Source organism: Pseudomonas hygromyciniae (assembly GCF_016925675.1).
GTDB lineage: Bacteria > Pseudomonadota > Gammaproteobacteria > Pseudomonadales > Pseudomonadaceae > Aquipseudomonas > Aquipseudomonas hygromyciniae.
On the sequence record NZ_CP070506.1, the window covers coordinates 4,760,142 to 4,785,440 of the forward strand.

Annotated in this window: 18 protein-coding genes and 1 pseudogene; 10 read left to right on the forward strand and 9 right to left on the reverse strand. The window is 61.4% G+C overall.

Going from position 1 to position 25,299, the window contains the following annotated elements; translation table 11 throughout:
* Positions 1 to 42 precede the first annotated feature (42 nt).
* The 6 genes and pseudogenes from JTY93_RS30070 to JTY93_RS21320 form a co-directional block, all read right to left on the reverse strand.
* Positions 43 to 1,193, reverse strand: a pseudogene (locus tag JTY93_RS30070) (integrase core domain-containing protein).
* A 528-nt stretch (positions 1,194 to 1,721) separates the two neighbouring features.
* Complete coding sequence (locus JTY93_RS21300) at positions 1,722 to 2,204, reverse strand: CS1 type fimbrial major subunit (protein WP_205480347.1); 483 nt, start codon at positions 2,202 to 2,204, stop codon at positions 1,722 to 1,724.
* 5 nt (positions 2,205 to 2,209) lie between these two features.
* Positions 2,210 to 2,971 carry a molecular chaperone gene (locus JTY93_RS21305; RefSeq protein WP_205480349.1) on the reverse strand — a complete coding sequence of 254 codons (762 nt, stop codon included), beginning with the start codon at positions 2,969 to 2,971 and terminating at the stop codon, positions 2,210 to 2,212.
* A 57-nt stretch (positions 2,972 to 3,028) separates the two neighbouring features.
* Entirely contained in the window at positions 3,029 to 4,060 is a 1,032-nt protein-coding gene (locus JTY93_RS21310) for a hypothetical protein (RefSeq protein ID WP_311136235.1), read from the reverse strand.
* Positions 4,061 to 4,276: 216 nt separating this feature from the next.
* Complete coding sequence (locus JTY93_RS21315) at positions 4,277 to 6,796, reverse strand: TcfC E-set like domain-containing protein (RefSeq protein ID WP_205480364.1); 2,520 nt, start codon at positions 6,794 to 6,796, stop codon at positions 4,277 to 4,279.
* Between the two features lie 122 nt (positions 6,797 to 6,918).
* Positions 6,919 to 7,419: a CS1 type fimbrial major subunit gene (locus JTY93_RS21320; protein WP_205480366.1), complete on the reverse strand. Its 501-nt coding sequence runs from the start codon at positions 7,417 to 7,419 to the stop codon at positions 6,919 to 6,921.
* Positions 7,420 to 7,918: 499 nt separating this feature from the next.
* Between JTY93_RS21320 and JTY93_RS21325 the strand changes: the two genes are divergently transcribed.
* Together JTY93_RS21325 and JTY93_RS21330 are read left to right on the forward strand one after the other, a co-directional pair.
* Positions 7,919 to 8,491 (forward strand): PadR family transcriptional regulator, encoded by a 573-nt coding sequence (locus JTY93_RS21325; RefSeq protein WP_169994030.1) that lies wholly within the window; start codon positions 7,919 to 7,921, stop codon positions 8,489 to 8,491.
* Positions 8,488 to 9,255 (forward strand): siderophore-interacting protein, encoded by a 768-nt coding sequence (locus tag JTY93_RS21330; protein WP_169994033.1) that lies wholly within the window; start codon positions 8,488 to 8,490, stop codon positions 9,253 to 9,255. The genes JTY93_RS21325 and JTY93_RS21330 overlap by 4 nt, the downstream gene beginning before the upstream one ends.
* 114 nt (positions 9,256 to 9,369) lie before the next feature.
* Here JTY93_RS21330 and JTY93_RS21335 read toward each other — a convergent pair whose 3' ends face one another.
* Positions 9,370 to 9,993: a Pr6Pr family membrane protein gene (locus tag JTY93_RS21335; RefSeq protein ID WP_205480368.1), complete on the reverse strand. Its 624-nt coding sequence runs from the start codon at positions 9,991 to 9,993 to the stop codon at positions 9,370 to 9,372.
* The gene (locus JTY93_RS21340; protein WP_169994039.1) at positions 9,990 to 10,223 is read right to left on the reverse strand and encodes a VF530 family protein; all 234 of its coding nucleotides are present in this window, start codon (positions 10,221 to 10,223) and stop codon (positions 9,990 to 9,992) included. The genes JTY93_RS21335 and JTY93_RS21340 overlap by 4 nt, the downstream gene beginning before the upstream one ends.
* A gap of 296 nt (positions 10,224 to 10,519) precedes the next feature.
* On the opposite strand from JTY93_RS21340, the gene JTY93_RS21345 reads away from it, so the two are divergent.
* The 3 genes from JTY93_RS21345 (at position 10,520) to JTY93_RS21355 (ending at position 16,700) form a co-directional block, all read left to right on the forward strand.
* Positions 10,520 to 12,538, forward strand: coding sequence for a TonB-dependent receptor (locus JTY93_RS21345; protein WP_205518908.1), 2,019 nt, complete (start codon positions 10,520 to 10,522; stop codon positions 12,536 to 12,538).
* A 312-nt stretch (positions 12,539 to 12,850) separates the two neighbouring features.
* Positions 12,851 to 14,188 (forward strand): carbohydrate porin, encoded by a 1,338-nt coding sequence (locus JTY93_RS21350; protein ID WP_205479000.1) that lies wholly within the window; start codon positions 12,851 to 12,853, stop codon positions 14,186 to 14,188.
* Positions 14,189 to 14,288: 100 nt separating this feature from the next.
* Positions 14,289 to 16,700 (forward strand): glucose/quinate/shikimate family membrane-bound PQQ-dependent dehydrogenase, encoded by a 2,412-nt coding sequence (locus JTY93_RS21355; protein ID WP_205478996.1) that lies wholly within the window; start codon positions 14,289 to 14,291, stop codon positions 16,698 to 16,700.
* 375 nt (positions 16,701 to 17,075) lie between these two features.
* On the opposite strand, the gene JTY93_RS21360 is transcribed toward JTY93_RS21355, so the two are convergent.
* A complete protein-coding gene (locus JTY93_RS21360) occupies positions 17,076 to 19,412 on the reverse strand; it encodes a putative bifunctional diguanylate cyclase/phosphodiesterase (RefSeq protein ID WP_205478994.1) in 2,337 nt (778 codons plus the stop codon).
* A gap of 399 nt (positions 19,413 to 19,811) precedes the next feature.
* On the opposite strand from JTY93_RS21360, the gene lon reads away from it, so the two are divergent.
* The 5 genes from lon to cmoB all read left to right on the forward strand — a co-directional run bounded on the left by lon (position 19,812) and on the right by cmoB (position 25,199).
* Complete coding sequence (lon, locus tag JTY93_RS21365; RefSeq protein ID WP_240344581.1) at positions 19,812 to 22,232, forward strand: endopeptidase La; 2,421 nt, start codon at positions 19,812 to 19,814, stop codon at positions 22,230 to 22,232.
* A 183-nt stretch (positions 22,233 to 22,415) separates the two neighbouring features.
* The gene (locus JTY93_RS21370) at positions 22,416 to 22,808 is read left to right on the forward strand and encodes a protease inhibitor I42 family protein (protein WP_205478984.1); all 393 of its coding nucleotides are present in this window, start codon (positions 22,416 to 22,418) and stop codon (positions 22,806 to 22,808) included.
* 1 nt (position 22,809) lies between these two features.
* Entirely contained in the window at positions 22,810 to 23,466 is a 657-nt protein-coding gene (locus JTY93_RS21375; RefSeq protein WP_205478982.1) for a lysoplasmalogenase, read from the forward strand.
* 36 nt (positions 23,467 to 23,502) lie between these two features.
* The gene (cmoA, locus tag JTY93_RS21380; protein WP_029297461.1) at positions 23,503 to 24,246 is read left to right on the forward strand and encodes a carboxy-S-adenosyl-L-methionine synthase CmoA; all 744 of its coding nucleotides are present in this window, start codon (positions 23,503 to 23,505) and stop codon (positions 24,244 to 24,246) included.
* Entirely contained in the window at positions 24,243 to 25,199 is a 957-nt protein-coding gene (gene cmoB / locus JTY93_RS21385) for a tRNA 5-methoxyuridine(34)/uridine 5-oxyacetic acid(34) synthase CmoB (protein WP_205478980.1), read from the forward strand. Before cmoA ends, cmoB begins: the two co-directional genes overlap by 4 nt.
* The last annotated feature ends 100 nt before the right edge of the window (positions 25,200 to 25,299 follow it).

Here is a 25,299-nt window from a genome sequence, read left to right on the forward strand (position 1 = left end):
AGAACCGTAGACATCCTTTACATCTGAAACCGGGGACATCGTTTACACATTTGAAGCTTGGATGCGGCTCTTGCCGCGTCCAAGTCTGCCTAAGGGATAGTCACATAGGTACAGATCCCAAACATCCTCTTCAGCCTCTTTAAGCCCTATCCGTTCTCCAGATAAAGCCTCGCTGACAAATATCAGCTTGTTCTTCCACAAGATAGAGCCGTCCTGTCTGACACTTCGAACCTGCATGTCTGCCGGATATTCCACGGCGGGTAAGCATCCGGGGTAAGGCCGAGTAGATGGCACATACAACTCTCCCGGACGTTTCATGCCGAGCGCTTCGTGTGGTCGTATATAATTGAATTCATTCCTGAAATGCTCCAGCAACAGCTGTTGCTCAAGCAAGTCGCGTCCTAAAGGCAACTCGAATTTCAAGCTGCGGTGCATTCGCTCGTGGCGACCGTTCTGCGCGGGTCTTCCAGGCATGATTCGCTCGGGGTAGATGCCCAGACGGATCCACCAAACCGCCAATGTAGACATTCTTGCCAGACCAGGAGAGGCAAATGGAACACCGTTGTCAGAACGAATGACTTGCGGCATGCCGTATTCCTGAAAAAAGCCTCTCAAATGCCTGTTTTACAGGCTGTGTCATGATCTTGGGGTGGGCCCTGCACGCCAGAATCAGGCGCGATGCGTGGTCAGTCACGGTCAAAGGAAAGCACATCTGCCCGTTAAGCATCTTGAACTGCCCTTTGTAGTCAGCACACCACGTCTTGTTGGGCTCGTTGGCTTCTCGCATTGGGGCGTGGGAAGTGCCGTGTCGACGCTTGAAGCGCCGTTTGCTGACCAATCCAAGCCGATCAAGCCATTGCCCTGCCGTGCTGGGGGCAGGCCAGGTGATGGTTGGATCCTCGATTCGCAATAGCTCGAGAAGCTTCTTCGGCCCCCATTTATCGTGGGCTTCCTTCATGGCCACCACGCGGGCCAAGATCTCATCGTCGGTTTTGTTTGGACTGTTATGAGGTCGTCGGGAGAGCTCGGACAACGACTTCAAATCGCCGTCATGCCGGGCAATCCATTTATCGACGGTAGGCCGACTCACATTGAATCGGTGTGCCAACTGGGTTTTCGTGTAGTTGCCAGAAAGCCAGTCAGCGACCAGTTTGATTCGTTGGTTCATGGGGGGACTCTTGGTTCCAGGGCATGATCAGATACCTCCTGACCATGCGTATTAACCTGTAAACCATGTCCCCGGTTAGAAATGTAAACGATGTCCCCGGTTTGTACCGGGACAAGCCCCCTCGCCACATTTACCGCGCAACCCTGCCTATTGTGGGCAGAGGTCCTATTGTGGCGAGCGGGCTTGTCCCGCGCTGGGCGGCGCAGCCGCCCCAACAAGGTCACTCCGGTTACTCCAGGTACACCGAGCAAGCAGGTTTTGGGGCGGCTTCGCCACCCAACGGGGGACAAGCCCCCTCGCCACATTTACCGCGCCAGCCTGCCTATTGTGGGCAGAGGTCCTATTGTGGCGAGCGGGCTTGTCGGAACGCCGCATCGCCCGCGCTGGGCGGCGCAGCAGCCCCAACAAACCCACCCCAGTTTCTCCAGGCACACCGCGCAGGCAGGTTTTGGGGTGGCTTCGCCACCCAACGGGGGACAAGCCCCCTCGCCACAACAAGCCCCCTCGCCACAACAAGCCCCTTCTTCACAACAAGCCCCCTCTCCACAGCGGATCACGGTGCCAGGAAGTCAAACACTAGATGCACCGTGCCGTAGTACTCCCCGCCGCGATAGCCGCCCTCGGGCTCTATCGCCGCGATGTCCAGTTCGGCACGCCGGCCCACGCGTGCCTCATTGGCGTTGACCACTTCGATCGGGTCCAGGGTCAATGCCACGCGGTTGAATTGCACTTGCAAGTCGATGCGGTTGCGCCCGTTGTACAAGTAGGGCTCGGCCCCCAGGCGCGCTGCGACGCCGCCGTTGAGGTTTTTCACGTCGAAGTTCTTGCGCAGTCGGCCCAATTGCGACGTCACCAGGTTCCAGGCCAGCAGTTGCTCCTGGCCCATCCAGTCCGGCTCGGACGGCAGCACATACGCCTCATGCACCGGGATGGTCACCGAGACGTCGAACGAGTGACGCTCCTGGATCGCCGCGGTGTGGTTCGCCGCCAATATGCAGGCCGCGAGTACACCGAGTCTTGTCAGCTGCTTGAACATCATCATCACCCGTTAGTCTTCTCGACCTTCAGCGGTTTTTTATCCAGCCCTTCCACCAGCACGAAGCTGTAGCGTCGGCCCGGCTTTTTCTCGAACGTCAATTGGCGCTCAGGCAGGATGTGGTGCTTGGTGGTGGGCACACAGTCCGTGGCGTTGGCGATCGAGCAATCATGGAACTCGTCGAGCACCACCGTGCTGTTGCCAGCGTTACGCACCTGGTATTGCTCGACCGTCTCGTTGATCCGCGTGTCGAAACGCGTGTCTTTGGGGCGCACGAAAAACACGGTGCCGTAGCCGGCCATCACATTGATCCCGGCAGCAAGGTGGTCCTTGTACTCGGCACGCTCCTCATCGCTGATGCCAAAGTTGTCGTCTTTTTCCGGGACCACCGGGATAAAGCGCAAACGGAAATAACGCTCCTTGTCCCGTTGCCCCATGAACAACAGACGGGTGCCCTGGCGCCCATTCGCCGGCACGATCAAGCGCGACGGGCTGGCCATCAGGCCGTCGCGACTGCTGGTGGTGCCCTTGTCGTTGGCGATCGAGGCTACCGGCACTTCGCGGGTGGTGCCGTCCGGGTTGTAGAGGATTTCCAACACGTTGACCTTGATGAACGCGGTGCTGGTGCCGCCATTGAACACGCGCTTGAGGTAAGAGCTGCGGCTGCCTTCCAGGTAGTCATACACCACCCCGACGTTGATCAGCGGCCCGGCCTGGGCGGTAAGTGACATCAGGCATAACCCGATCCATAACACTGCTTGTTTCATGTTGACTACGCCTCATTGATTGAATGCGGCGGGCCCGGCCCGCCGTGCTGCGGCAGGTTAGATATCTGAATCCCAGATCACCGTTACCACGCCCGAATAGGTGCTGCCCGGCTGGTTGAGCATGTCGGCCATGTCGTCGCGCAGCACTTCAAAGTGCAAGGTGCCGGGACGGTCGTTGACGTAGAACAGCGGCTGGAACAATTCGGTGCCGTTACCATCCAGGCGCAACGGACGCTTGAACACAGCCTGGCTACCGCTGCCATCGATGCCACTGGGCAGGGTCACGGCAATCTGCAGCGGCACCTCATCGCCATTGGCGTTGCGCAAGCCACAGGTATTGCCCATGACGATCGAGCACTCCAACTGCATCTTGAAACGCGAACTGGCGGCGATGCGGAAGGTCTGGTCGCGGTACAGGCGCGTCGGCGCACGGCCACGGTTGAGCCAGGCTTGCCAGCCACCCTCGGGGATCAGTTCGATGCGGTCGCCGCCGGGTGGGAGATCGACTTTGAGGTCGTGCTCCACCGACAGATTAAAATTCAGCGTCAGTTGCGAGTCATTCGGAATGACTACGTCGCCGAAGTCAAAGTCCAGTCCTGGCCCCATGGTGTAAGTCAGGCTGCCCGTGTACTCACCCGATGACATGCCCAGCGGGTTCGGGGTCTTGAGCGCATAGGCGAATTCGAGCGTGCGATATTGAAAAAAGGTGATGCTGGTTCCGGGAAAACGACTGCATACACCCGCATTTTCCGGTACCAACCAGAAGAACAAAGCTAACGTCGAATGCCCGGTAAGGAACCCCGTACTCTGGCAAGGCGCGGGCGCGCTCAGCCACTGTCCCTGCCAGGAAACACCTGGCCGTGCCCACGCGCTGGTATTTGGCCGAATATCCCAACGGTGCCCGATTCCGGCGATCCGCACCTGCACTGTCTCGACTTCACCGGTGCGCGTATGGGTCACCGGAACATCGCGCCACTGCGAAGGCACTTGCCACATGGCGCCTTTGCGTGGGTCTTCGTGATAGGCCTCAATGGGCGCAATAGCGTCCGCTCGAAACGAGTCATCAATGCGGATCGTGAAAATCCCCATCTGTTTGCATCGTGCAGGCATGTGCCCAGCGCAAATACCCGTCACTGGCGTCGTGTTCACAAACTCGTTTTTCATCGGGTTTGCCGGATCAGGTCGGAAGACGGCGGTAATGTTTTGGCTGATCGCGCTCGCAGGTTCAGCAGACAACGCCCCCAGTAACCCCGCTAACAAAAGGCCAAATACATTTCGCTCAAACTGCTTTTTCATAAGACGTCCTTAACCAGCGGTCTCGGTCTGGAAAGTGTTTTCAGCCAAGGTGTCCGGCGTGCAACGCAGGTCACCGATCATCAACACGTCGTGTTCATTGGCGGCGGTGGCCGGGTCCAGACGGAACTGGCACAGCAACTGGTTGCGGTAGCGCACTTCGAGGGTCGGCGAGCTGGCGCTCATTTCCATGGAGAAGAACCCGTCGGCCTCGCTGACCCCACGGCTGGCGTGGTTGATGACGTGATGGCCCCTGAGCGGCTGGCCCTGGGCATCGAGCAGGCGCCCGAGCACCGACACGGTTTTCATGACGGTGATTTTCCGGTAGTCCACCCCGCCCTTGTTCAGGTGGTAGGTGGTCCGCCCCGGTTGGATATTGGCCGCCGGTGGGTGGTTGCCTTCAAAGTCGAAGTTCACCGTGCTGCTCTTGTAGGCCGCCACCGGGACGAAGTTGCGCCCGGGACGCAGGATCGCGCCGCCACCGCTGAAGTCGTCGGCACGCAGGCTGATCTCATCCAGATCGGTTTCGACGTCGACGATCATGCCCGCGCCATTGCTCTGGTACTGGCTGGTCATCAGCATCTGGTCGCCACCGGCAACGAAGGTGCTGTGCAGGTTCAGGCCACCGCTGAAGTCGCCATTGAATGAGCTGCGCTGGATGAAGCCGTCACCGCTGACGACGTCGCTGTCAAAGCTGGCCATGCCCGACAGGCCGACGCCGTAGGTGTCGGTGATCGCCGTGGCCGAAACGCTTTGCAGCAGGTGGTCGGTGAGGTCCTGGCGGTAGGTGACCGAGGCATTGTTGTCACGGCCGCCGTCGCGGTCGGTGCGGGTGCCGATGCTGCCGGAGATCTGCCGGCCATCGCCGCCCAGGGCCAGGCTCACGGACAGGTCCACGCCACGGTTGCGCTTGTCGCCGGTGCCGGAAGTCGCCGGCCGGTCGAACACCGAGAACCGCCAGTTGGCGTCGCTGCCCCAGAAGGTATCGCGGCGGCTCCAGCCCACGTCCAGCCCGGCCCCTTCGGTGTTGCCTTCGCTGTGGGACAGGCGCAGGTTCCAGGAGTTTTTTGCGTTAACCCGATGGTTGACCGATAGCGCCGAATTACTGGTCTGGCCGACAAAGGTATTGCGCCGCAGGCGGGTGCCGTCGGGCAGGGTTTCATAGGTGTCGCGGGTATCGAGCCAGCTGCGGTTATGACTGAGCACCAGGTTGGTCGCGCCAAAGGTGTAGAGGCCCTGCACGTCCATGCCGGTACCGTGTTCGCGGGTCTGGTAGACGTTGGTGTAGAGGCTGGTGTTGTTGGCCACCGTCCAGTCCACCGAACCGCCGTATTGCAGTTGCTCGCGCACTTCCCGCGCCGACAGGCCGAGAATCACCCGTGGGTGGACCAGGTAGTTCACGGAAGCGCCGGCGGTGATCGCGCCGGAGGCCTGTTCATCCCAGTTGCTGAACAACTTGGTTTCGCGCCCGGCAAACAGGTTGTAGCGCCAGCGGTCATCGACGTTGCGCCAGTTGCTGGGCTTGTACACCAGCTCCTGGGTGGTGCTGACGGTCAGGCCGTCTTCGACCAGGCGCACTTCCACTTCATAGATGCCACCGGGCAAGGGCCGCGTGTCCAGTGTCTGCAACCCCGCCGCGACGGCTTGGGTGTTGATCAGCAGGCCATTGCGGTAGATCTCCACGGCGGCCTGGCGATTGGCGGTGACGTAGATCGGGTAAACACTGGCTTTGGAATTGTTGATGGCCAGACTGTCAGAGCTGCCGTACATGACGCCCAGCGCCGTATCGGGGCTGGCGCCAAAGCTGCGCAACTGGCGGGTCAGGCCGTCGGAATTGGGGGTGAAATGGCCTAGGCGCAGGAACTGGCCTTCCAGTTCACGCTGGGTATACAGCTCGTGGATCGCATGGCGCAGTTGTTCTTCGTCGCCGCTCTGGCGCGCCAGCTGCAAATTGAACACCTGGGTCCAATTGCCCAGGCTGGCACTGGCCTGCAACCCATAACGCCCGCCCAGGTCTTCGTCCTGGCCGCCGTTGAGGTTGAGCTGGTTGTTGATGATCAGGCCACGGCTGCCGCCTTCGGGCTGCTGGTGAAAACGCGGGGCATCGCTGGTGCGTTCGACATTCTGGGTGATGATCGACAGCAGCGAGCTTTCCAGGTTGTAGTGCACGGACACCAATTGCTGCGGGCAGGACTGGCTACACGCGCCGAGGGGCACGCCGCCCTCCAATATCGCTTGCCAGGTGTCGCGGGTGGCCGCGGGGACTTTGCTGTCGCCGGTGTCGGTGAACTCCAGCAGCGTCACCGTCTCGTCCTTGGACAAGGAAATCAGGGCCTCACCCAGCGGTTGCTGATCCAGTTCAGCCTGTACCGCCAACGGCACGTCGAAAAAATGGTCGCTGAACCCGGCAGGCAAGCCCTGGGCCTGGGTCAGCAGGCTGGCAGGCGTGACGGTACCTGGCGTGGGTGCGGCCAAGACACTCGTACAAATCACCAGCGCAAGCGCAACCGCGATGGGCGTCATCGGGAACATGGAAGGAATACTCTGAGGGCCAGAAAACAAGGTGAAAACGCGGGCCGGCCAAATGGGGAAAGAGTCGGCCGGCCCGAACGCAAATGCCCACGGACGTGAACGCCCGGCGGGCATCTACACCATCAAGGTGCTGGGGTTGGCAGCACTGCGTCGAACACCAGCGCCACGGCGGAGGTGTAGGCACCACGCTGGGTGGCCGAAGGCTTGGCCGCGGCAATGCGCAGTTCAGCAGCCACACCCGGGGTGGAATCGGCCTCAGTCACTACTTCTTTTGGTGTGCCGGTCAGTTCAACACCGTGAAAGGTGGTGGTCAGCGCGATGTTCTGCGCGGTGTTACCGTTGAACAGGACCGCCGGGCCACCTTCGATGTAGGCGTGGACTGAGCCGTTGGTGTTTTTCACGTCGTAGATGGCGGTCAGCGGGGCCAGCTCACCACTGACGAGGTTGTAGCTCATGCTTTCATCGCGACCGAAGTTAGGGTCGCGTGGCTGTGCGTGGAACACGGTTGTCGGGATATTCGCCTTGATGTTGACGGTGTGGTTGGCTTCGCCAGCAGCGAAGGCCATCGACGAGTTCAGCGCCAGAAGGGCCAGAGGGGCAGCAATTGCGAACTTCTTGAACATGGTGGTTTCCTGTTTTCTCGGACAAGTTAGTGACCCACTGAAAGTTGAAAATAAGATTCAACACGCAATGAGATCCGTCGCACTAAAAGTTAAAGCCAGCGCAACACGAGACGAATTGTCCAGCAACTAACAAAACAGGTATGCAAGCCAGTTCCCACGCAACTGTAGCCAATGGATACTGGTATCTAAGGAAAAATATGGCTTTTTGCCAAAACTTTATGAGTGTCCGTAAGATATGGACTACATGAACTACCAAGAAGCCAAGCGCATGAAAAGTCCGTAAGAACAATACCACAAAACAAACTAGTCCCAGGCACTTAAAAGACAAGTGGAATTTGAGTTTTCACTCTAATACTAGTTATAAATTTCCACCGCGTGAGTCTTAATCAAAAATTTGAGAGCGGCACTGAATCCTCGTCTGACCGTTGGTCGCCTACCTCTGGCCGAGACTTAAGATATATCTTAAGTTATGTCTAAAACACACACAGAGAGCATGACAATGAGAGACCCTCATTCCCACCGTGAACCCGGTGACGACCGCGACGGCTTCGAGAAACGCCCTGGCCGCGAACGCGGTGGCCGTGGCCCCCGGGTATTCGCCCCTGGCGATCTGAAACTGCTGTTACCGGCACTGATCGCCGAACAGCCGTGCCACGGCTACGACCTGATCCGCCAGATCGAAGGCCTGTTCGACGGCGCCTACAGCCCCAGCCCTGGGGTGATCTACCCCACCTTGACCTTCCTTGAAGAAAGCGAATTGATCACCGGCGACGCCGAAGGTGGAAAAAAACGCTACACAATCACCGACGCCGGACGTCTGTACTTAAGTGAGCAAGCCATTGCGCTGGACGGTGTGCGCATGCGCATTGATGTCAGCAAACGCTCACTGCGCGGCCACGACCGGCCGCCGCAAATCCACGAGGCGGTGCACAACCTGCGCCATGCCTTGCAGTTGCACCACGGGCGCTGGAGCCCGGAAGAAATCACCCGGGTCGCGGCGCTGCTCAACAGCACCGCCCAAGCCATTGTGGATGGCCCCGCCGTCCCACCTGTACAGGGGAAAAACGTATGAGTACGCCTGGCATTCACCGCGTGAGCCACGAGATCAAACGCCGGCGCCTGGAGGTGCTGCGCGTGGTCGACATCACCCCGCGCATGCGCCGTATCACCCTGGGTGGCGAGCAGTTGGCCGGTTTTGTCAGCCTGGGCAGCGATGACCATATCAAGCTGCTGTTCGCGCAGAACGCTGCCGAGCAGGCGGCACTGGAAAGCCCGACATTCAGTGTCAAGGGCGAGGGGCCACAGCCGGCGATGCGCGACTACACCCCGCGCCGCATTGACTTGAGTCGCGGTGAATTAGACATCGACTTCGTACTGCACGGCGACGGCCCCGCCTCCACCTGGGCCGAACAGGCCAAGCCCGGCCAACACCTGCACATTGCCGGCCCCCGCGGGTCGATGATCGTGCCGGATATGTTCGACAGCTACCTGCTGATCGGCGACGAAACCGCCATCCCGGCCATTGCCCGCCGCCTGGAAGAACTGCCGCCCGGGCGCAAGGTGCTGGCGGTGATTGAGATTGCCGACGCCCATGAACAGCAGGCACTCGACAGCGCAGCCGATGTGCAGGTGATCTGGGTGGTGCGTGGCCAGGATGAGTTACTCGCTACAGTGCGCGAACTGCAGGTGCCGAAAGGCTCGTTGTATGCCTGGGTCGCCACCGAGACCAAACTGTCGCGCCAGGTACGCAGGGTGCTGCTGGATGAGCACAAGCTCAATGATGAGTTCGTCAAGGCCGTGGGTTACTGGCGTGCCGACGGCAGCAGCGAAGAGTAAAACTTGCGTGGCTGGCCGTGACGAAGGGGCCTGCTGTGGCGAGCCTGCTTGTTGTGGCGAGCGGGCTTGTTGTGGCGAGCGGGCTTGCCACAGGGGAGTTCGTCTGTTTTTTAACTACGCTGCCGGCTTCAGGACCTTGTCCAGACCCACCAGCGCCAATGCCACCAACACAAACCCCAACAGTATCCCCCCGGCATTCATGAACACCTGTGGATAACCCAGCGTCCCCACATCAATGAACGGGTACTGGTACTGCCCCAGCTCATGCCCGCGCAGCAGCACATAAGCGAAGTACACCCACGGGTAAATCACCCAGTAGCCGATGTGCTTGAGGCGCAACGTGCCCTTGGGTACACAGAACCACCAGTAGCCCAGGAACAGCAACGGCATCACATCGTGGAGCAGTTCGTCAGCAATAAACTGCCAGCCCTCGGGGCTCCACAAATGCCGCAGCAGCAAGCTATACGCCAGGCCCACCACGACCATGCTCACCGCAATGCCGCTGCTGACCGCCGGGCGCAGGAAAAACCGGCGGGCGGCCGAAGGACGATTCACCAGGGCATAACTCAACACCACCGCCGCCAGGGTGTTGGTCAGCACCGTAAAGAAGCTGAAGAAGGTCACCAAGCCGCCCAACAGGCTGGCATCGGCCATCCAGCGCGAATAGACAATCAGGTACTGCTGAATCCCCAGCCCGGCCCAACCAGCCAGCGCGGCCCCTGCCACATACGCCCTCATTCCAGTGGGCGTTTGGTGCGCATCAACTTGACGTACAACCCCTCGACCTTTTCCCGCGCCCACGGCGTCTTGCGCAAGAACGTCAGGCTCGACTTGATGCTCGGGTCGTTCTTGAAGCAACGAATGTCGATGCGCTCGGCAAGGCCTTGCCATTCGTAGTGCGCGACCAGCGCGGTGAGCACCTGTTCGAGGGTAACGCCGTGCAGTGGGTTGTTGTTCGATGCGGTCATGCCGGGCCTTTGCCAAGAATTGAAGAAGAAGCCGCGCACCTTAGCCGAGGTGCCAGGCCGGTGGAAGCACGACCTTGATTGTAGCCCCACCCCCGCCCCCCTGTAGGAGCGAGCTTGCTCGCGAAAATCGTCAACGCTGAAGCGGGGCATCAGGTTTAACGCGGCGGCCTGAAGTTTTTCGCGAGCAAGCTCGCTCCTACAGGGACTTATAAAAAGTTCCGCTTTCCTGATAAAAAAGAGATGTTATATTGTAACTATTATTTTCTGACCCTCTCTGCTCTGCCAAGGAACCCCCGATGCCCCTCTCCCCTCTCTGGCGCCTGACCCCGCTGGCCGCTGCCCTGTTGATCGGCTCCCATGCCCACGCCCTGGAACTGCAACCCCAAGTCATCACCGGCAACCCCTTGGGCAGCCAGCAACTGGCCTCGCCCACGACGGTGCTGGAAGGCGATGACCTGACCCTGCAACAAAAAGGCAGCCTGGGCGAAACCCTGAACAAGCAGCCAGGGGTGTCGTCGTCGTACTTCGGCCCTGGCGCCAGCCGCCCGATCATCCGTGGCCAGGATGGCGACCGCATCCGTATCCTGCGCAATGGCGTCGGCGCGCTGGACGCCTCGTCGCTGTCCTATGACCATGCGGTGCCGCTGGACCCGGTCAACGTCGAGCGCATCGAAATCGTGCGTGGCCCGGCGGCCCTGCTCTACGGCGGCAGCGCCATCGGCGGTGTGGTCAACACCTTCGACAATCGCATCCCCACCGAAGCCATCGAAGGCATCCACGGCGCGGGCGAACTGCGCTACGGCGGCGCCGACACCACCCGCAGCAGCGCCGGCAAACTGGAAGCCGGCAACGGCACCTTCGCCCTGCACCTGGATGCCAGCGCGCGGGAATTCAACGACCTGAAAATCCCCGGTTACGCCCGCAGCCGCCACGCCCCCCAAAGCGAAAACGGCCCCGGCAAAAACGGCCGCCTGGGCAACAGCGACGGACGCCAGGACGGCGGCGCGGTGGGCGGTTCCTACACCTGGGACGACGGTTATGCCGGCCTGTCCTACAGCAACTCCGACAGCAACTACGGCTCCCCCGCCGAACAGGATGTACGCATCCGCATGCAGCAGGAGCATTACGCCTTCGCATCAGAGATTCGCAACCTGCAAGGCCCGTTTACCTCGGTCAAACTCGACGCTGGCTACACCGATTACGAACACCGCGAAATCGAAGGCGGCGAAACCGGCGGCACCTTCAAGAACAAGGGCTATGAAGCCCGCATCGAAGCGCGCCACCAGCCACTGGGGCCTTTCGATGGCATCGTCGGCGCCCAAGTCAGCCGCAGCGAATTCTCCGCCTTGGGCGAGGAAGCGTTCGTACCGCAGACCGAGACCAATGCCGGCGCGCTATTTATCCTCGAAGAAATGCAGGCCACCGAGCGCCTGAAACTGAGCCTGGGCGGGCGCCTGGAACACACCACCGTCGACCCGGACGGCAAAGGCAACGAGCGTTTCGCCAATGCCAACCGCTCCAGCAGCTTCACCGCCGGCAGCCTGTCGTCGGGTGCGGTGTATACGCTGACGCCCATCTGGTCGCTGGCCGCGACCCTGGGCTACACCGAGCGCGCGCCGACTTTCTACGAGCTGTATGCCAACGGCGCCCACGTCGCCACCGGCACCTATGAAGTAGGCGACGCCAAGCTGTCGAAAGAAAAAGCCGTAGCCAGCGACCTGGCCCTGCGCTTTGACAATGGCACCCACAAGGGCAGTTTTGGCGTGTTCTACAGCCACTTCTCCAACTACATCGGCCTGCTGAACAGCGGTCGCACCTTGAATGACGAGGGCGAAGAAGACGCCGACGGCATCCCGGAGTACACCTACTCGGGCGTGCGCGCACGTTTCGTCGGCTTCGAAGCCCAGGATCACTGGAAACTCAGCGAAGGGGCCTACGGCAAGTTCGCCCTGGAACTGTCGGGCGACTACACCCGCGCCACCAACCTGGACACCGGCGAAGCCTTGCCGCGTATCGCCCCACTGCGTTTGAACAGTGGTTTGTTGTGGGAACTGGACCGCTGGCAGGCGCGCATTGATGTCGAGCATGCCGCCGGCCAGGGCCGTGTGCCCCGCAACGAAAGCGGGACCGACGGCTACACCACCTTGGGCGCCAGCGCCGGGTATCGCTTCAACCTGGGTGGCAGCCAATGGCTGGCGTTCGTCAATGGCGAGAACCTGACCAACCAGACCGTGCGTTATGCCAGCTCGATCCTGCGCGATATTGCGCCGGCGCCAGGGCGTAGTGTGCAGGTGGGCTTGCGCACGACCTTCTAACAGACACTGATTAACCCTGTGGGAGCGGGCTTGCTCGCGAAAGCGGTGGGTCAGTCGCCAAATAGAGTGACTGACCCAGCGCTTTCGCGAGCAAGCCCGCTCACACATGAGATATGCGGTATTGCGTCGCACTGTTACCAAATCCGAAAGAATCCATCTTGCGATTAGCGCTTTCTCTCCCCGAGCCGGCGCTTTATCCTTGTCGGCAACAACCTGAAACGTTTCATCTGCCGCTCAAACCTGACGCGCTGGCACCCCGCCGGTCGCCGTTTGCGTACTAAAACCAAAAACTATTAAGACCTGCCCTTGCCTATGCCTGCTTTCCCAACACTGCGCCTGTGCGCTGCGCTGCTGCCTTTGTGCCTGATCACCTGTGCCCAGGCCGCCCCTGCCTTTGACCGCGAGTCGCCGTGGATGCTGGGCGATTTCGGCGGTTCCCGGACAGCGCTGTCTGAACAAGGCTACGACTTCAAGATCGACTACACCGGCGAGATGGGCAGCAACCTGCACGGCGGCTCGAACCACGACCGCACTGCGCGCTACAGCGATCAATGGGCCTTCGGCAGTCACCTGGACTTGCAGAAGATCCTTGGCTGGCATGACGCCGAGTTCCAACTGACGATCACCGAGCGCAGTGGCAATAACATCAGCAACGACCGCATCAACGACCCACGGGTCGGTGGCTTTACCTCGTCCCAGGAAGTCTGGGGCCGTGGCCAGACCTGGCGCCTGACGCAGATGTGGTACCAGCAGAAATTCTTCGACCAGAAGCTGGATATCAAGGCCGGGCGTTTTGGCGAAGGCGAGGACTTCAACAGCTTCCCCTGCGACTTCCAGAACTTGGCGTTCTGTGGCTCCCAGGTGGGCAACTGGGTCGGCGGCATCTGGTACAACTGGCCCGTCAGCCAGTGGGCACTGCGGGTCAAATACCACCTGACGCCCGAGCTGTACGCGCAGATCGGCGCCTATGAACAGAACCCGTCCAACCTCGATCGCGGCAATGGCTTCAAGCTCAGCGGCAGCGGCACCCAAGGCGCCCTGCTGCCGGTGGAGCTGGTGTGGACGCCCAAGCTCAACGGCCTGCCAGGCGAATACCGCGCTGGCTATTACTACAGTAGCGCCAAGGCCAGCGATGTGTACAAGGACCGCAACGACCAGCCCGCCGCCGTCAGTGGCGAGGCCTATCGCAGCGCCTCCAGCAAGCACGGTGTGTGGTTGGGCGTGCAGCAGCAGGTCACGAGCCTGGCCAGCGACAACAGCCGTGGCTTGAGCGTGTTCGCCAACGCGACGATGCACGATAAAAAAACCAACGCTGTGGATAACTATGTCCAGGCCGGGGTGGTTTACAAAGGTCCCTTCGATGCCCGCGCCAAGGACGATATCGGCTTTGCCGTGGCCCGCGTCCACGTCAACCCGGCGTATCGCAAGAACGCCCAGGCCAGTAACCAGTCCCGCGCGGTCTACGACTTTGACGACGCCGCCTACCTGCCGGTGCAAGACACCGAATACAGCGCCGAACTGTATTACGGCGTGCACGTCAGCAACTGGCTGACGGTGCGCCCGAACCTGCAATACATCCGTCATCCAGGGGCCGTCGCCCAGGTGGATGACGCGCTGGTCGGCGGGATCAAGCTGCAAGCGTCCTTCTGAATCGCAATAAACGCAATTAGCCCTGAACCAAGCCCGCGTGCAAACGTCATCTACAGTGAACAAGCGCGGGACTACTTTAAACGTCACGGAGAATCACACTATGAGCACTGATGGTGCTTCAAGTCCAAGCCGCCTGCTGCCCAGGCTGCTGGGGATCTTGCTGCTGATTATGGGCCTGGCCTTGTTGGCCGGGGGCATCAAGCTGAGCATGCTCGGCGGGTCGCTGTACTACCTGCTGGCCGGTATCGGCATCACCCTGACCGGCGTCCTGCTGCTGGCCACCCGCCGTGCGGCGCTGGGCCTGTACGCGCTGGTGCTGTTCGCCAGTACCGTGTGGGCCCTGTGGGAAGTTGGCCTGGACTGGTGGCAGTTGGTGCCGCGCCTGGCCCTGCTGTTCGGCCTGGGCGTCGTCATGCTGCTGCCGTGGTTCCGCCGCCCCCTGTTGCGCGGTCAACCTGCCCCGCTGGGCACCGCCGCGCTGAGCGTGGCCGTGGTGCTGGCCGGTGCAACCGCCGTGGCCAGCCAGTTCACCAACCCCGGTGAAATCAAGGGCCAACTGGACCGCGATGCGGTACCGGGCATGACCAATGCCGCGCCGGCCCAGGCCGATGGCGACTGGAACTCCTATGGCCGTTCGGCCTTCGGTGATCGTTACTCGCCATTGGCGCAGATCACCCCGGAAAATGCCCACAAGCTGGTACCCGCCTGGACCTATCGCACCGGCGACCTGCCTGGCCCGGGCGATCCCGGTGAAACCACCGCGGAAAACACCCCGCTGAAAGTCAACGGCATGCTCTACGTGTGCACGCCGCACAGCCAGGTGATTGCCCTTGACCCGGATACCGGCAAGGAAATCTGGCGTTTCGACCCTAAGCTCTCGACGCAAAAAGCCGCGAACTTCAAGGGTTGGGCCCACATGACCTGCCGTGGCGTGACCTATCACGACGACGCCGCCTATGCCGCCACCGAGCAAAGCCCGGCCACTGACGCCGCCGCGCCAGCCGCCAATGCCTGCCCGCGCCGGATCTTCCTGCCGACCGCCGACACCCGCCTGATCGCACTGAACGCCGACACCGGCAAGATGTGCGAAGACTTCGGCGACAAAGGCCAGGTCGACCTGGGCGCCAACATCGGCACCTTCGCCCCAGGTGGCTACTACTCCACCTCGCCGCCTGCCGTCACCAAGAACCTGGTGGTGATTGGCGGTCACGTCACCGATAACGTCTCCACCGACGAACCGAGCGGCGTGATCCGCGCGTTCGACGTGCACACCGGCAAGCTGGTGTGGAACTGGGACAGCGGCAACCCGGACGACACCACGCCGATTGCCGAGGGCAAGACCTACACCCGCAACTCCCCCAACATGTGGTCGATGTTCGCCGTCGATGAAAAACTCGGCATGCTCTACCTGCCGATGGGCAACCAGACCCCGGACCAGTTCGGTGGCTACCGCACGCCTGCGTCGGAGCTGCACGCTGCCGGCCTGACCGCGCTGGATATCGACACCGGTAAAGTGCGCTGGCACTACCAGTTCACCCACCATGACCTGTGGGACATGGACGTGGGCGGCCAGCCGAGCCTGATCGACATCAAAACCGCTGCCGGCGTGAAGCAAGCCGTGATGACCTCGACCAAGCAAGGCAGCATCTACGTGCTGGACCGTGCGACCGGCGAGCCAGTGGTGCCGATCAATGAGATCCCTGTGCCGCAAGGCGCGGTCGCGGGCGATCACACCTCGCCAACCCAGCCCAAGTCCGACCTCAACTTCATGCCACCGCCCCTCAAGGAACGTGACATGTGGGGTGTGACCCCGTTCGACCAACTGCTGTGCCGGATCGACTTCAAGTCCCTGCGCTACGACGGCCCGTTCACCCCGCCATCGCTGCAAGGCTCGATTGTCTACCCAGGCAACTTCGGCGTGTTCGACTGGGGCGGCATCTCGGTTGACCCGGTGCGCCAGATCGCGTTCGTCAACCCAAGCTACATGGCGTTCAAATCGACCATGATCCCGGCCGAGAAAATCGCCGCCATGGGCCCGCGTGTCAGCGAGACCGAAGGCGTTCAGCCGAACAAAGGCACCCCTTATGGCGTGGTCCTGGAAGCGATGCTCTCGCCCATGGGCCTGCCGTGCCAGGCTCCGGCCTGGGGTTATGTGGCAGCCGTGGACTTGACCAACAACAAGACCATCTGGATGCACAAGAACGGCACCGTGCGCGACAGCTCGCCGGTTCCCATCCCGCTGAGCATGGGCGTGCCAAGCCTGGGCGGGACCTTCACCACTGCCGGTGGCGTGTCCTTCCTCAGCGGCACCCTCGACCAGTACCTGCGTGCCTATGACGTGAAAAACGGCAAACAGCTGTGGGAAGGCCGCCTGCCTGCAGGCGCGCAAACCACCCCGATGACCTACACCGGCAAGGACGGCAAGCAGTACGTGCTGGTCGTGGCGGGCGGTCATGGTTCCCTGGGGACCAAGCAGGGTGACTATGTGATGGCGTTCAAACTGGCCGACTAAACCGGCCAGCAACAAAAAAGCCCCGGAATTCCGGGGCTTTTTATTTGCAATACAACCCAACTGTGGGAGCTGGCTTGCGTGCGGTAGACATAGTTATCCACACAACTTTCAGAAACTGACGAATTCTCCTGTGGCGAGCGGGCTTGTCGGAACGCCGCATCGCCCGCGCTGGGCTGCGAAGCAGCCCCAAACCAGCCGCTGCGGTACATCTGATACACCGCATTCGACTTACTGGGGCCGCTTCGCAGCCCAGCGCGGGCGATGCGGCGTTCCGACAAGCCCGCTCGCCACAACAGCCCTGTCTGCTTGGTTTTAAGTTGTGTGGATAGCTATGTCTACCGCACGCAAGCCAACTCCCACACAAACCCACACATTTCAAACGGTACTGCGGTCGCGGCGCATCCATATCTCAAAGGCCATGGCATTCAGTGGCCGGCTGATCAGGTAGCCCTGGGCCGTGTCGCAATTCCATTGTTTAAGCAGCCTCAGGCTCGGCTCGAACTCCACCCCTTCGGCCACGACCTTGAGCCCCAGGTTGTGGCTCATCTCGATGGTCGAACGCACGATCACCGCGTCGCCGCTGGTGCTGTCGAGGTTGCGCACGAAGGACTGGTCGATCTTCAGTTCCTGCACCGGCAGGCGCTGCAATTGGGCCAGGGACGAATAGCCCGTGCCGAAATCGTCCACCGACAGGCTGATGCCACAGCCGCGCAGTTGCTCGAGGATGCGCAAGGCCTGTTCCGGGTTGTGCATGATCGCGCTTTCGGTAATCTCGAAAATCAATTGCCCAGCCAACACCCCGTGCAATTCCAGCAGCTCAGTCACGCGCGGCGCCAGCCCTTCGTCGCCCAGGTCGTCTACCGAGATGTTCACCGACAGTTGCACCTCCAGCCCGCGCACGCTCCACTCTGCCAACTGGCGGATGGCTTCTTCAATCACCCAGTGAGTCAGGCTGGCCATGCTGCCGGAGCGTTCGGCCAAGGGGATGAATTCGGCGGGGGACACCAGGCCCAGGGTCGGGTGCTCCCAGCGCAACAGCGCTTCGGCCTGGCGCACGTAGCCGTGGCGCAGGTCGAGCTTGGGCTGATAACACAGGAACAATTCGTCTTCGATGGCGGCACGCCGCAGGTCGCGGATCAGGCTGATCTGGCGTTGATGGGCAAGGTCACGGTCCTGTTGATAGATCTGCAAGTAGCCGGGCAGCGCGGCGGCATCGTGGCGGGCAATGGCGGCGCGGCTGATCAGTTCTTCAACCTGCAGGCCATCTTCGGGGTAGGCGGCAATGCCCATGCTCACTTCGTGGCGCAGCTCATCGCCGCCGACCCGCTGTGGCTCGGTGAGTAGGCTGTAGAGGCGGTCGGCGCGGGCCACGGCGCTGTCGAGCTTGGTGTTTTCCAGCAACACGAGGAATTCGCTGCCGGTAATGCGCGCCGCCGAATCCCCCGCCGCCAGGCTCGATAGCAGGCAGCGGCTGGCTTCACGCAGCATTTCCTCGACGCCCTGGGGACCGAAGCCTTCGTTGATCACCCGGTAGTTTTCAATCCCCAGGTACAGCAACACCACCGGCCGCCGCGCACTGATCGCACTGCCCAGGCGCTCCATGGCCAGGGCGCGGTTGGGTAGCCCCGTCAGGGCATCGTGCAAGGCGTTATGGGCCAGTTGCCGTTCACGCACGGCAATGCCGCTCTGCATCGCATTGAAGCCACGGGCCAGCAGGCCGAACTCATCCTTGCCACGCACCGCAACGGGTGTGCGGTAATCACCGGCGCCGATGCGCTCGGCCGCCTGCACCAGGGCATCCAGCGGGCGCGATACGCGGCGCGCCATCAACAGTGCACCCGCCAGAGAAACCATCAAGGCCGCCAGGGCAATCCCGAGAAATTGCCGGTCCAGCGGCGCGAAGGATTGCAGGGCATGGTCCAGCGGGCTTTGCAGCAAAGCCATGACTTGCCCGCCATCGCCGGTGTTGGCCAGGGCCAGCACCTGGCTGAGAAAACGCTGGCCGCGCAATTCGCTCATCTGCGCCAATTCGTTGGTGCCCGAGTCCAGCAGCACCTGGATGATGGCCGGGCGGTCGGCCGCGGGCTGGGTGCTGACCAAGGCACCTGGCTGGCCGTTGTCCACGCTCATGAACGACACTTCCAGATTGCTCAGGGAGCGTAATTCGGCGGCGAATACCTCATCCATGGCGAACCCCATGACCACCCGGGCGATGGGCAGCGGGTCGAGGACATCTTCCTGGACCAACAAGAAAGGGCGGCCGGCCAGGGCGACGATGAGAATTTGCAAGGTATTGCGCCGGGCATGGCGCAACGCTTGAGCATAGGGAAAGGCTTGTTGGGCGGGCACCCCATCGAGGGTACTGACGATCACCTGCCCATCGAGCCCCAGCACAAACACCTCGCTGCTGCGGATCCCCGCGCCATGGCGCTGCAGGGCCGCGAGAATCTGTGCCGGCTGGCCTGCGGCAACCGCGCGGCGAAACTGCTCGTCCACCGTGAGCCAGTCCAGCCCGTATTCCAGGCGGCGGCCACGCAAGTCCAGCAAGCGCTCGAACACTCGACTGCCGGTCTCCAATTGCACTAGGGCCTGGTTTTCCACTGCGCGGGAGGTAGCGCCCTGGACGGCGAAATACACCGCGCCCACCACGACCAGCAGCAGTAACGCCAACACCCCCGCCAGACGGGTCTGGAAGGCGTGACGCCACTTCATCCGTTTGCCTCCTGTCAGCGTGCCCGCGCCCCAGCTCAAGCGCCCTTTTGTCATAAGCATCCCTCACGACTGCAGACCCGGTGTCAAATAAACGTCCCTTTTTTCAGGACATTCGGAAAACCCAGATTAGTCCCCGCCGGGCAGAAGTAAACCTAATAAACACGGGAGATTGGCCGACATTATTTTGACGACAGATCACCGTCTAAAAGGTCCGGATTGGCCGCAAAACGCCCCTTGTTTGGTGTCGGTGCGGCGCGCCAATTCAACTTGCCCGCTCCCAAGGGGCTAGTGCAGTGAAATTCGAAAATGTCATGCAATTTGTTGCTAACCACGCGCCGCCATTGAAACCACCACTGACCTGCCCCATCTAACCTCCATACTTCACCATGCAGGTGCCCCATGAGCGACCAGCAAGAATTCCCCGATATCGACCTCAACGACTACGCCGACCCCGAAAACGCCGAAACTGCGTCGTCCAACACCGGCCTGGCCCTGCCTGGGCAGAACCTGCCGGACAAGGTCTATATCATCCCGATCCACAACCGCCCGTTCTTCCCGGCGCAAGTGTTGCCGGTGATCGTCAATGAAGAGCCCTGGGCCGAGACCCTGGAGCTGGTGAGCAAATCCGACCATCACTCCCTGGCCCTGTTCTTCATGGACACCCCGCCCGAAGACCCACGGCATTTCGACACCTCCGCCCTGCCGCTGTACGGCACCCTGGTCAAGGTGCATCACGCCAGCCGCGAGAACGGCAAGCTGCAATTTGTCGCCCAGGGCCTGACCCGTGTGCGCATCAAGACCTGGCTCAAGCACCACCGCCCACCGTACCTGGTGGAAGTCGAATACCCGCACCAGCCCAGCGAGCCGACCGATGAGGTCAAGGCCTACGGCATGGCGCTGATCAATGCGATCAAGGAACTGCTGCCGCTCAACCCGCTGTACAGCGAAGAGTTGAAGAACTACCTCAACCGCTTCAGCCCCAACGATCCGTCGCCCCTGACTGACTTCGCCGCCGCGCTGACTTCGGCCACCGGTAACGAGTTGCAGGAAGTGCTGGACTGCGTGCCGATGCTCAAGCGCATGGAAAAAGTGCTGCCGATGCTGCGCAAAGAGGTTGAAGTCGCGCGCCTGCAAAAGGAAATTTCCGCCGAGGTAAACCGCAAGATCGGCGAGCACCAGCGCGAGTTCTTCCTCAAGGAACAGCTCAAGGTGATCCAGCAGGAGCTGGGGCTGACCAAGGACGATCGCAGCGCTGACGTCGAGCAGTTCGAGCAACGCCTGGAAGGCAAGGTGTTGCCGGCCCAGGCGCAGAAACGCATCGATGAAGAACTCAACAAGCTGTCGATCCTCGAGACCGGCTCGCCGGAATACGCGGTGACGCGTAACTACCTGGACTGGGCCACCTCGGTGCCGTGGGGCGTGTATGGCGAGGACAAACTCGACCTCAAGCACGCGCGCAAAGTCCTGGATAAACACCATGCGGGCCTGGATGACATCAAGAGCCGCATCCTCGAGTTCCTCGCCGTCGGTGCCTATAAAGGCGAAGTCGCCGGTTCCATCGTGCTGCTGGTGGGCCCGCCGGGCGTGGGCAAGACCAGCGTCGGCAAATCCATTGCCGAGTCCCTGGGGCGGCCGTTCTACCGCTTCAGCGTCGGCGGCATGCGCGACGAGGCCGAGATCAAGGGCCATCGCCGCACCTACATCGGTGCCCTGCCGGGCAAGCTGGTGCAGGCGCTCAAGGATGTCGAAGTGATGAACCCGGTGATCATGCTCGACGAGATCGACAAGATGGGCCAGAGCTTCCAGGGCGACCCGGCGTCGGCGTTGCTGGAAACCCTCGATCCGGAACAGAACGTCGAATTCCTCGACCACTACCTGGATCTGCGCCTGGACTTGTCCAAAGTGCTGTTCGTGTGTACCGCCAACACCCTGGATTCGATCCCGGGCCCGTTGCTGGACCGCATGGAAGTGATTCGCCTGTCGGGCTATATCACCGAAGAAAAAGTCGCCATCGCCAAGCGTCACCTGTGGCCAAAACAACTGGAAAAGGCCGGCGTGGCCAAGACCAGCCTGAGCATCACCGACGGCGCCCTGCGTGCCCTGATCGACGGCTATGCCCGCGAAGCCGGGGTGCGTCAGTTGGAGAAACAACTGGGCAAACTGGTGCGCAAGGCGGTGGTCAAGCTGCTGGATGAGCCGGATTCGGTAATCAAGATCGGCAACAAGGACCTGGAAAGCTCCCTGGGCATTCCAGTGTTCCGCAATGAGCAAGTGCTGTCCGGTACCGGTGTGATCACCGGACTGGCCTGGACCAGCATGGGCGGCGCGACCTTGCCGATCGAGGCGACGCGCATCCACACGCTCAACCGTGGCTTCAAGCTCACCGGGCAGTTGGGTGAGGTGATGAAGGAATCCGCCGAAATCGCCTACAGCTACATCAGCTCCAACCTGAAGTCGTTTGGCGGTGATCCGAAGTTCTTCGACGAAGCCTTCGTGCACCTGCACGTACCGGAAGGCGCCACGCCCAAAGACGGCCCGAGTGCCGGGGTGACCATGGCCAGTGCGTTGCTGTCGCTGGCACGTAACCAGCCGCCGAAAAAAGGCGTGGCCATGACTGGCGAACTGACCCTGACCGGGCATGTACTGCCGATTGGCGGCGTGCGTGAGAAGGTGATTGCGGCGCGGCGCCAGAAGATTCACGAGTTGATCCTGCCAGAGCCGAACCGTGGCAGCTTCGAGGAGTTGCCGGACTATCTGAAAGAGGGCATGACGGTGCACTTTGCCAAGCGGTTTGCGGATGTGGCGAAAGTGTTGTTCTGATAGAAATATAGCGCCTGCACTGGCCTCATCGCGGGCAAGCCCGCTCCTACAGGGTACGCATTCCAACTGTAGGAGCGGGCTTGCCCGCGATAGGGCCAGCACGGCCAACATAAATCTCCTGCTGTAACACCTTGTCTCATCTTCGGTTATGCTCGCCCTTCGTCGCCAATAAACGGAGCCTTCATGACCGCTGCCCGCCTGCTTCTTGCGCTAAACCTCGCCCTCCTCGCGGCTTGCGCCAGTGCACCTAAGCAAAACGTCACCGTCGAAAAACAGAGCGCCTGCCCGCTCAAGCTCAAGGCCGGGCAAAACCTGACCCTGACCTTACCGAGCAACCCCACCACCGGTTATCGCTGGGCGATCCAGGATTCGGCCGGCGGCGTGCTGCGCAGCCTCGGCCCCGAGGTCTACAGCAATCCCGAGGATGCCGGTGTGGTCGGTGCCGCGGGGCAATCGACCTGGCGCTTCCAGGCCTTTACCGCCGGTAGCGGCCGCCTGCGCCTGACCTCCCAACAACCCTGGGCCCCGGAAGTGAATCCGGTGGATACCTTTGACTGCGCCATTACGGTGAACTGATATGCCATGGATGATTCTTGCGTTGATGGGTGCGGGTACCTTTATCTACGGTTTGAGCACGCACGCCACGTTACTTTGCCTGCTGGTCAAGCCGCTGCCGGTGCTGGCGATGTTGGGATGGCTGCATGACGCGCCGCCCAGCGACTATCGACGCTGGATCAGCCTGGGGTTGATCTTCTCCCTGGTCGGCGATGTGTTGCTGGCCTGGCCGGGCGATCTGTTTATCTTTGGCCTGGGCGCGTTTTTGTTCGCGCACCTGGCGTACCTCAAGGCCTACTTCAGCGACTGCCGCCGCCCAGCGCTGTTGCCGTTGGCCTTGGCGCTGGGGGTTGGGGCGATCTTGTTGAGCATCCTGATTTCCCACGGTCTGGGCGACTTGCTGATTCCGGTGGTGGTGTATGCGCTGGTGATCAGCGCCATGCTCTGGCGTGCACTGGCTCGCCTGGGCAGCGATGTGCCCAAGCGCTCGGCGCAGTTGGCGGCCATTGGCGCGGCGCTGTTTGTGTTTTCCGACACACTGATCGGCATCAATCGCTTTGTGCTGACCTTCGATGCCGCGCCGTATCTGTTGATCATTACGTATTGGTTGGGCCAGTGGGGTATCACCGCGTCGGCGTTCCATCAGACAACCCGCGCATCCAAGGAGCAAGTTGGCTAAAATGCCGGCCTTTTCCCCTTCGTCGCCGGAACAGCCGTGAGCAAAGAACCCGATCGCCTATTCGCCCAGCCCTTGCCCCAGGTGCCGGACTTCGCCTTTAACGAGGACGTGGTGCGGGTGTTCCCGGACATGATCAAGCGCTCGGTGCCGGGCTACCCGACCATTGTCGAGAACCTCGGTGTGCTCGCCGCGCAGTTTGCCCAGCCCAATAGCGTGCTGTATGACCTGGGCTCGTCCCTCGGCGCGGTGACCCAGGCCCTGCGCCGCCACGTGCGCACCGACGGTTGCCGGGTGATCGCTGTGGATAACTCGGCGGCGATGGTCGAGCGCTGCCGCGAATACCTTAACGGCCAGGACTCCATGTTCCAGGAGCTGCTGCCGGTAGAGGTGATCGACGGCGATATTCTCGCCCTGCAGTTCCAGCCGGCCTCGGTGGTGGCGCTGAACTTCACCCTGCAATTTATCGCCCCCGAGGAGCGCCTGGCGCTGCTTGGGCGGATCCGCCAGGCGCTGCTGCCCGGTGGCGCGCTGATTCTCTCGGAAAAACTGCGCTTCAATGATCCCCAAGAACATGCACTGCTCACCGACCTGCATGTGGCGTTCAAGCGCGCCAACGGCTACAGCGAACTGGAAATCGCCCAGAAGCGCAGCGCCATCGAAAATGTCATGAAGCCCGACAGCCTCGAAGAACACCGCGAACGCCTGTTGGCGGCCGGGTTCTCGAAAGTCGTGCCGTGGTTCCAGTGTCTTAACTTTGCCTCGTTGATTGCCTTGCCATGATTGATCTGTCTCCCCTCGCCCGCCATCTGGTCGGCACTCCCCTGGCCGTCTGGGCCCAAGGCCTGCAAGCACAACTCGATGCAAAAATGGAAAAGGGCCATGGCGACCTGGCGCGCTGGCAAAGCGCACTGGATGCCCTGCCCAAGATCCTGCCCAGCAAAATCGATCTGCTGAACGGCCTGATCCTCGACACCGATTGCGATGACGCCACCCGCACACAGATGCATGCCGCGCTGATGGGCCTGAGCCCGTGGCGCAAAGGGCCGTTCGACCTGTTCGGGGTGCATGTGGACACCGAATGGCGCTCGGACTGGAAATGGTCGCGGGTCGCGCCGCACCTGAACCTTACCGGCAAGCGCATCCTCGATGTGGGCTGTGGCAACGGCTACTACATGTGGCGCATGCTCGGCGCCGGTGCCGACAGCGTGATTGGCGTGGACCCGAACTGGCTGTTCTTCTGCCAGTTCCAGGCGGTGCAGCGCTACCTGTCGGCTCCCAACGCCTGGCACCTGCCGTTCCCGTTCGAAGACCTGCCGCCGAACATGGAAGGTTTCGACACCGTGTTCTCCATGGGCGTGTTCTACCACCGCCGCTCGCCGATCGAGCACTTGATGGCACTCAAGGATTGCCTGGTCAAGGGCGGCGAACTGGTGCTGGAGACCTTGGTGATCGAGGGTGATCAACAGCAGGTGCTGGTGCCGGAAGACCGTTACGCACAGATGCGCAATGTGTGGTTCCTGCCTTCGGTGCCGGCGTTGATGCTGTGGCTGCGGCGTGCCGGGTTCAGTGAGGTGCGTTGCGTGGATGTCAGCGTGACCACGGTCGAGGAACAACGCGGGACCGAGTGGATGAAGTATCAATCCCTGAGTGACTTCCTCGACCCTGAGGATCACAGCAAGACGATTGAAGGGCTGCCGGCGCCGATGCGGGCGGTGATTATCGCCAAGAAATAACCCTCAATCTCGCTGAAAAAATGAAGATCAAACATGTGGGAGCGGGCTTGCTCGCGAAGGCGGTGTGTCAGTCAATTGATTCGTTGGCTGATACACCGCC

Excerpts from the sequence above, each read along its gene's own strand:
- JTY93_RS21300 (WP_205480347.1), bottom strand. The coding sequence starts at position 2,204 with ATGTTCAAGCAGCTGACAAGACTCGGTGTACTCGCGGCCTGCATATTG.
- JTY93_RS21305 (WP_205480349.1), bottom strand. The coding sequence starts at position 2,971 with ATGAAACAAGCAGTGTTATGGATCGGGTTATGCCTGATGTCACTTACC.
- JTY93_RS21310 (WP_311136235.1), bottom strand. The coding sequence starts at position 4,060 with ATGGGGATTTTCACGATCCGCATTGATGACTCGTTTCGAGCGGACGCT.
- JTY93_RS21315 (WP_205480364.1), bottom strand. The coding sequence starts at position 6,796 with ATGTTCCCGATGACGCCCATCGCGGTTGCGCTTGCGCTGGTGATTTGT.
- JTY93_RS21320 (WP_205480366.1), bottom strand. The coding sequence starts at position 7,419 with ATGTTCAAGAAGTTCGCAATTGCTGCCCCTCTGGCCCTTCTGGCGCTG.
- JTY93_RS21325 (WP_169994030.1), top strand. The coding sequence starts at position 7,919 with ATGAGAGACCCTCATTCCCACCGTGAACCCGGTGACGACCGCGACGGC.
- JTY93_RS21330 (WP_169994033.1), top strand. The coding sequence starts at position 8,488 with ATGAGTACGCCTGGCATTCACCGCGTGAGCCACGAGATCAAACGCCGG.
- JTY93_RS21335 (WP_205480368.1), bottom strand. The coding sequence starts at position 9,993 with ATGAGGGCGTATGTGGCAGGGGCCGCGCTGGCTGGTTGGGCCGGGCTG.
- JTY93_RS21340 (WP_169994039.1), bottom strand. The coding sequence starts at position 10,223 with ATGACCGCATCGAACAACAACCCACTGCACGGCGTTACCCTCGAACAG.
- JTY93_RS21345 (WP_205518908.1), top strand. The coding sequence starts at position 10,520 with ATGCCCCTCTCCCCTCTCTGGCGCCTGACCCCGCTGGCCGCTGCCCTG.
- JTY93_RS21350 (WP_205479000.1), top strand. The coding sequence starts at position 12,851 with ATGCCTGCTTTCCCAACACTGCGCCTGTGCGCTGCGCTGCTGCCTTTG.
- JTY93_RS21355 (WP_205478996.1), top strand. The coding sequence starts at position 14,289 with ATGAGCACTGATGGTGCTTCAAGTCCAAGCCGCCTGCTGCCCAGGCTG.
- JTY93_RS21360 (WP_205478994.1), bottom strand. The coding sequence starts at position 19,412 with ATGAAGTGGCGTCACGCCTTCCAGACCCGTCTGGCGGGGGTGTTGGCG.
- lon (WP_240344581.1), top strand. The coding sequence starts at position 19,812 with ATGAGCGACCAGCAAGAATTCCCCGATATCGACCTCAACGACTACGCC.
- JTY93_RS21370 (WP_205478984.1), top strand. The coding sequence starts at position 22,416 with ATGACCGCTGCCCGCCTGCTTCTTGCGCTAAACCTCGCCCTCCTCGCG.
- JTY93_RS21375 (WP_205478982.1), top strand. The coding sequence starts at position 22,810 with ATGCCATGGATGATTCTTGCGTTGATGGGTGCGGGTACCTTTATCTAC.
- cmoB (WP_205478980.1), top strand. The coding sequence starts at position 24,243 with ATGATTGATCTGTCTCCCCTCGCCCGCCATCTGGTCGGCACTCCCCTG.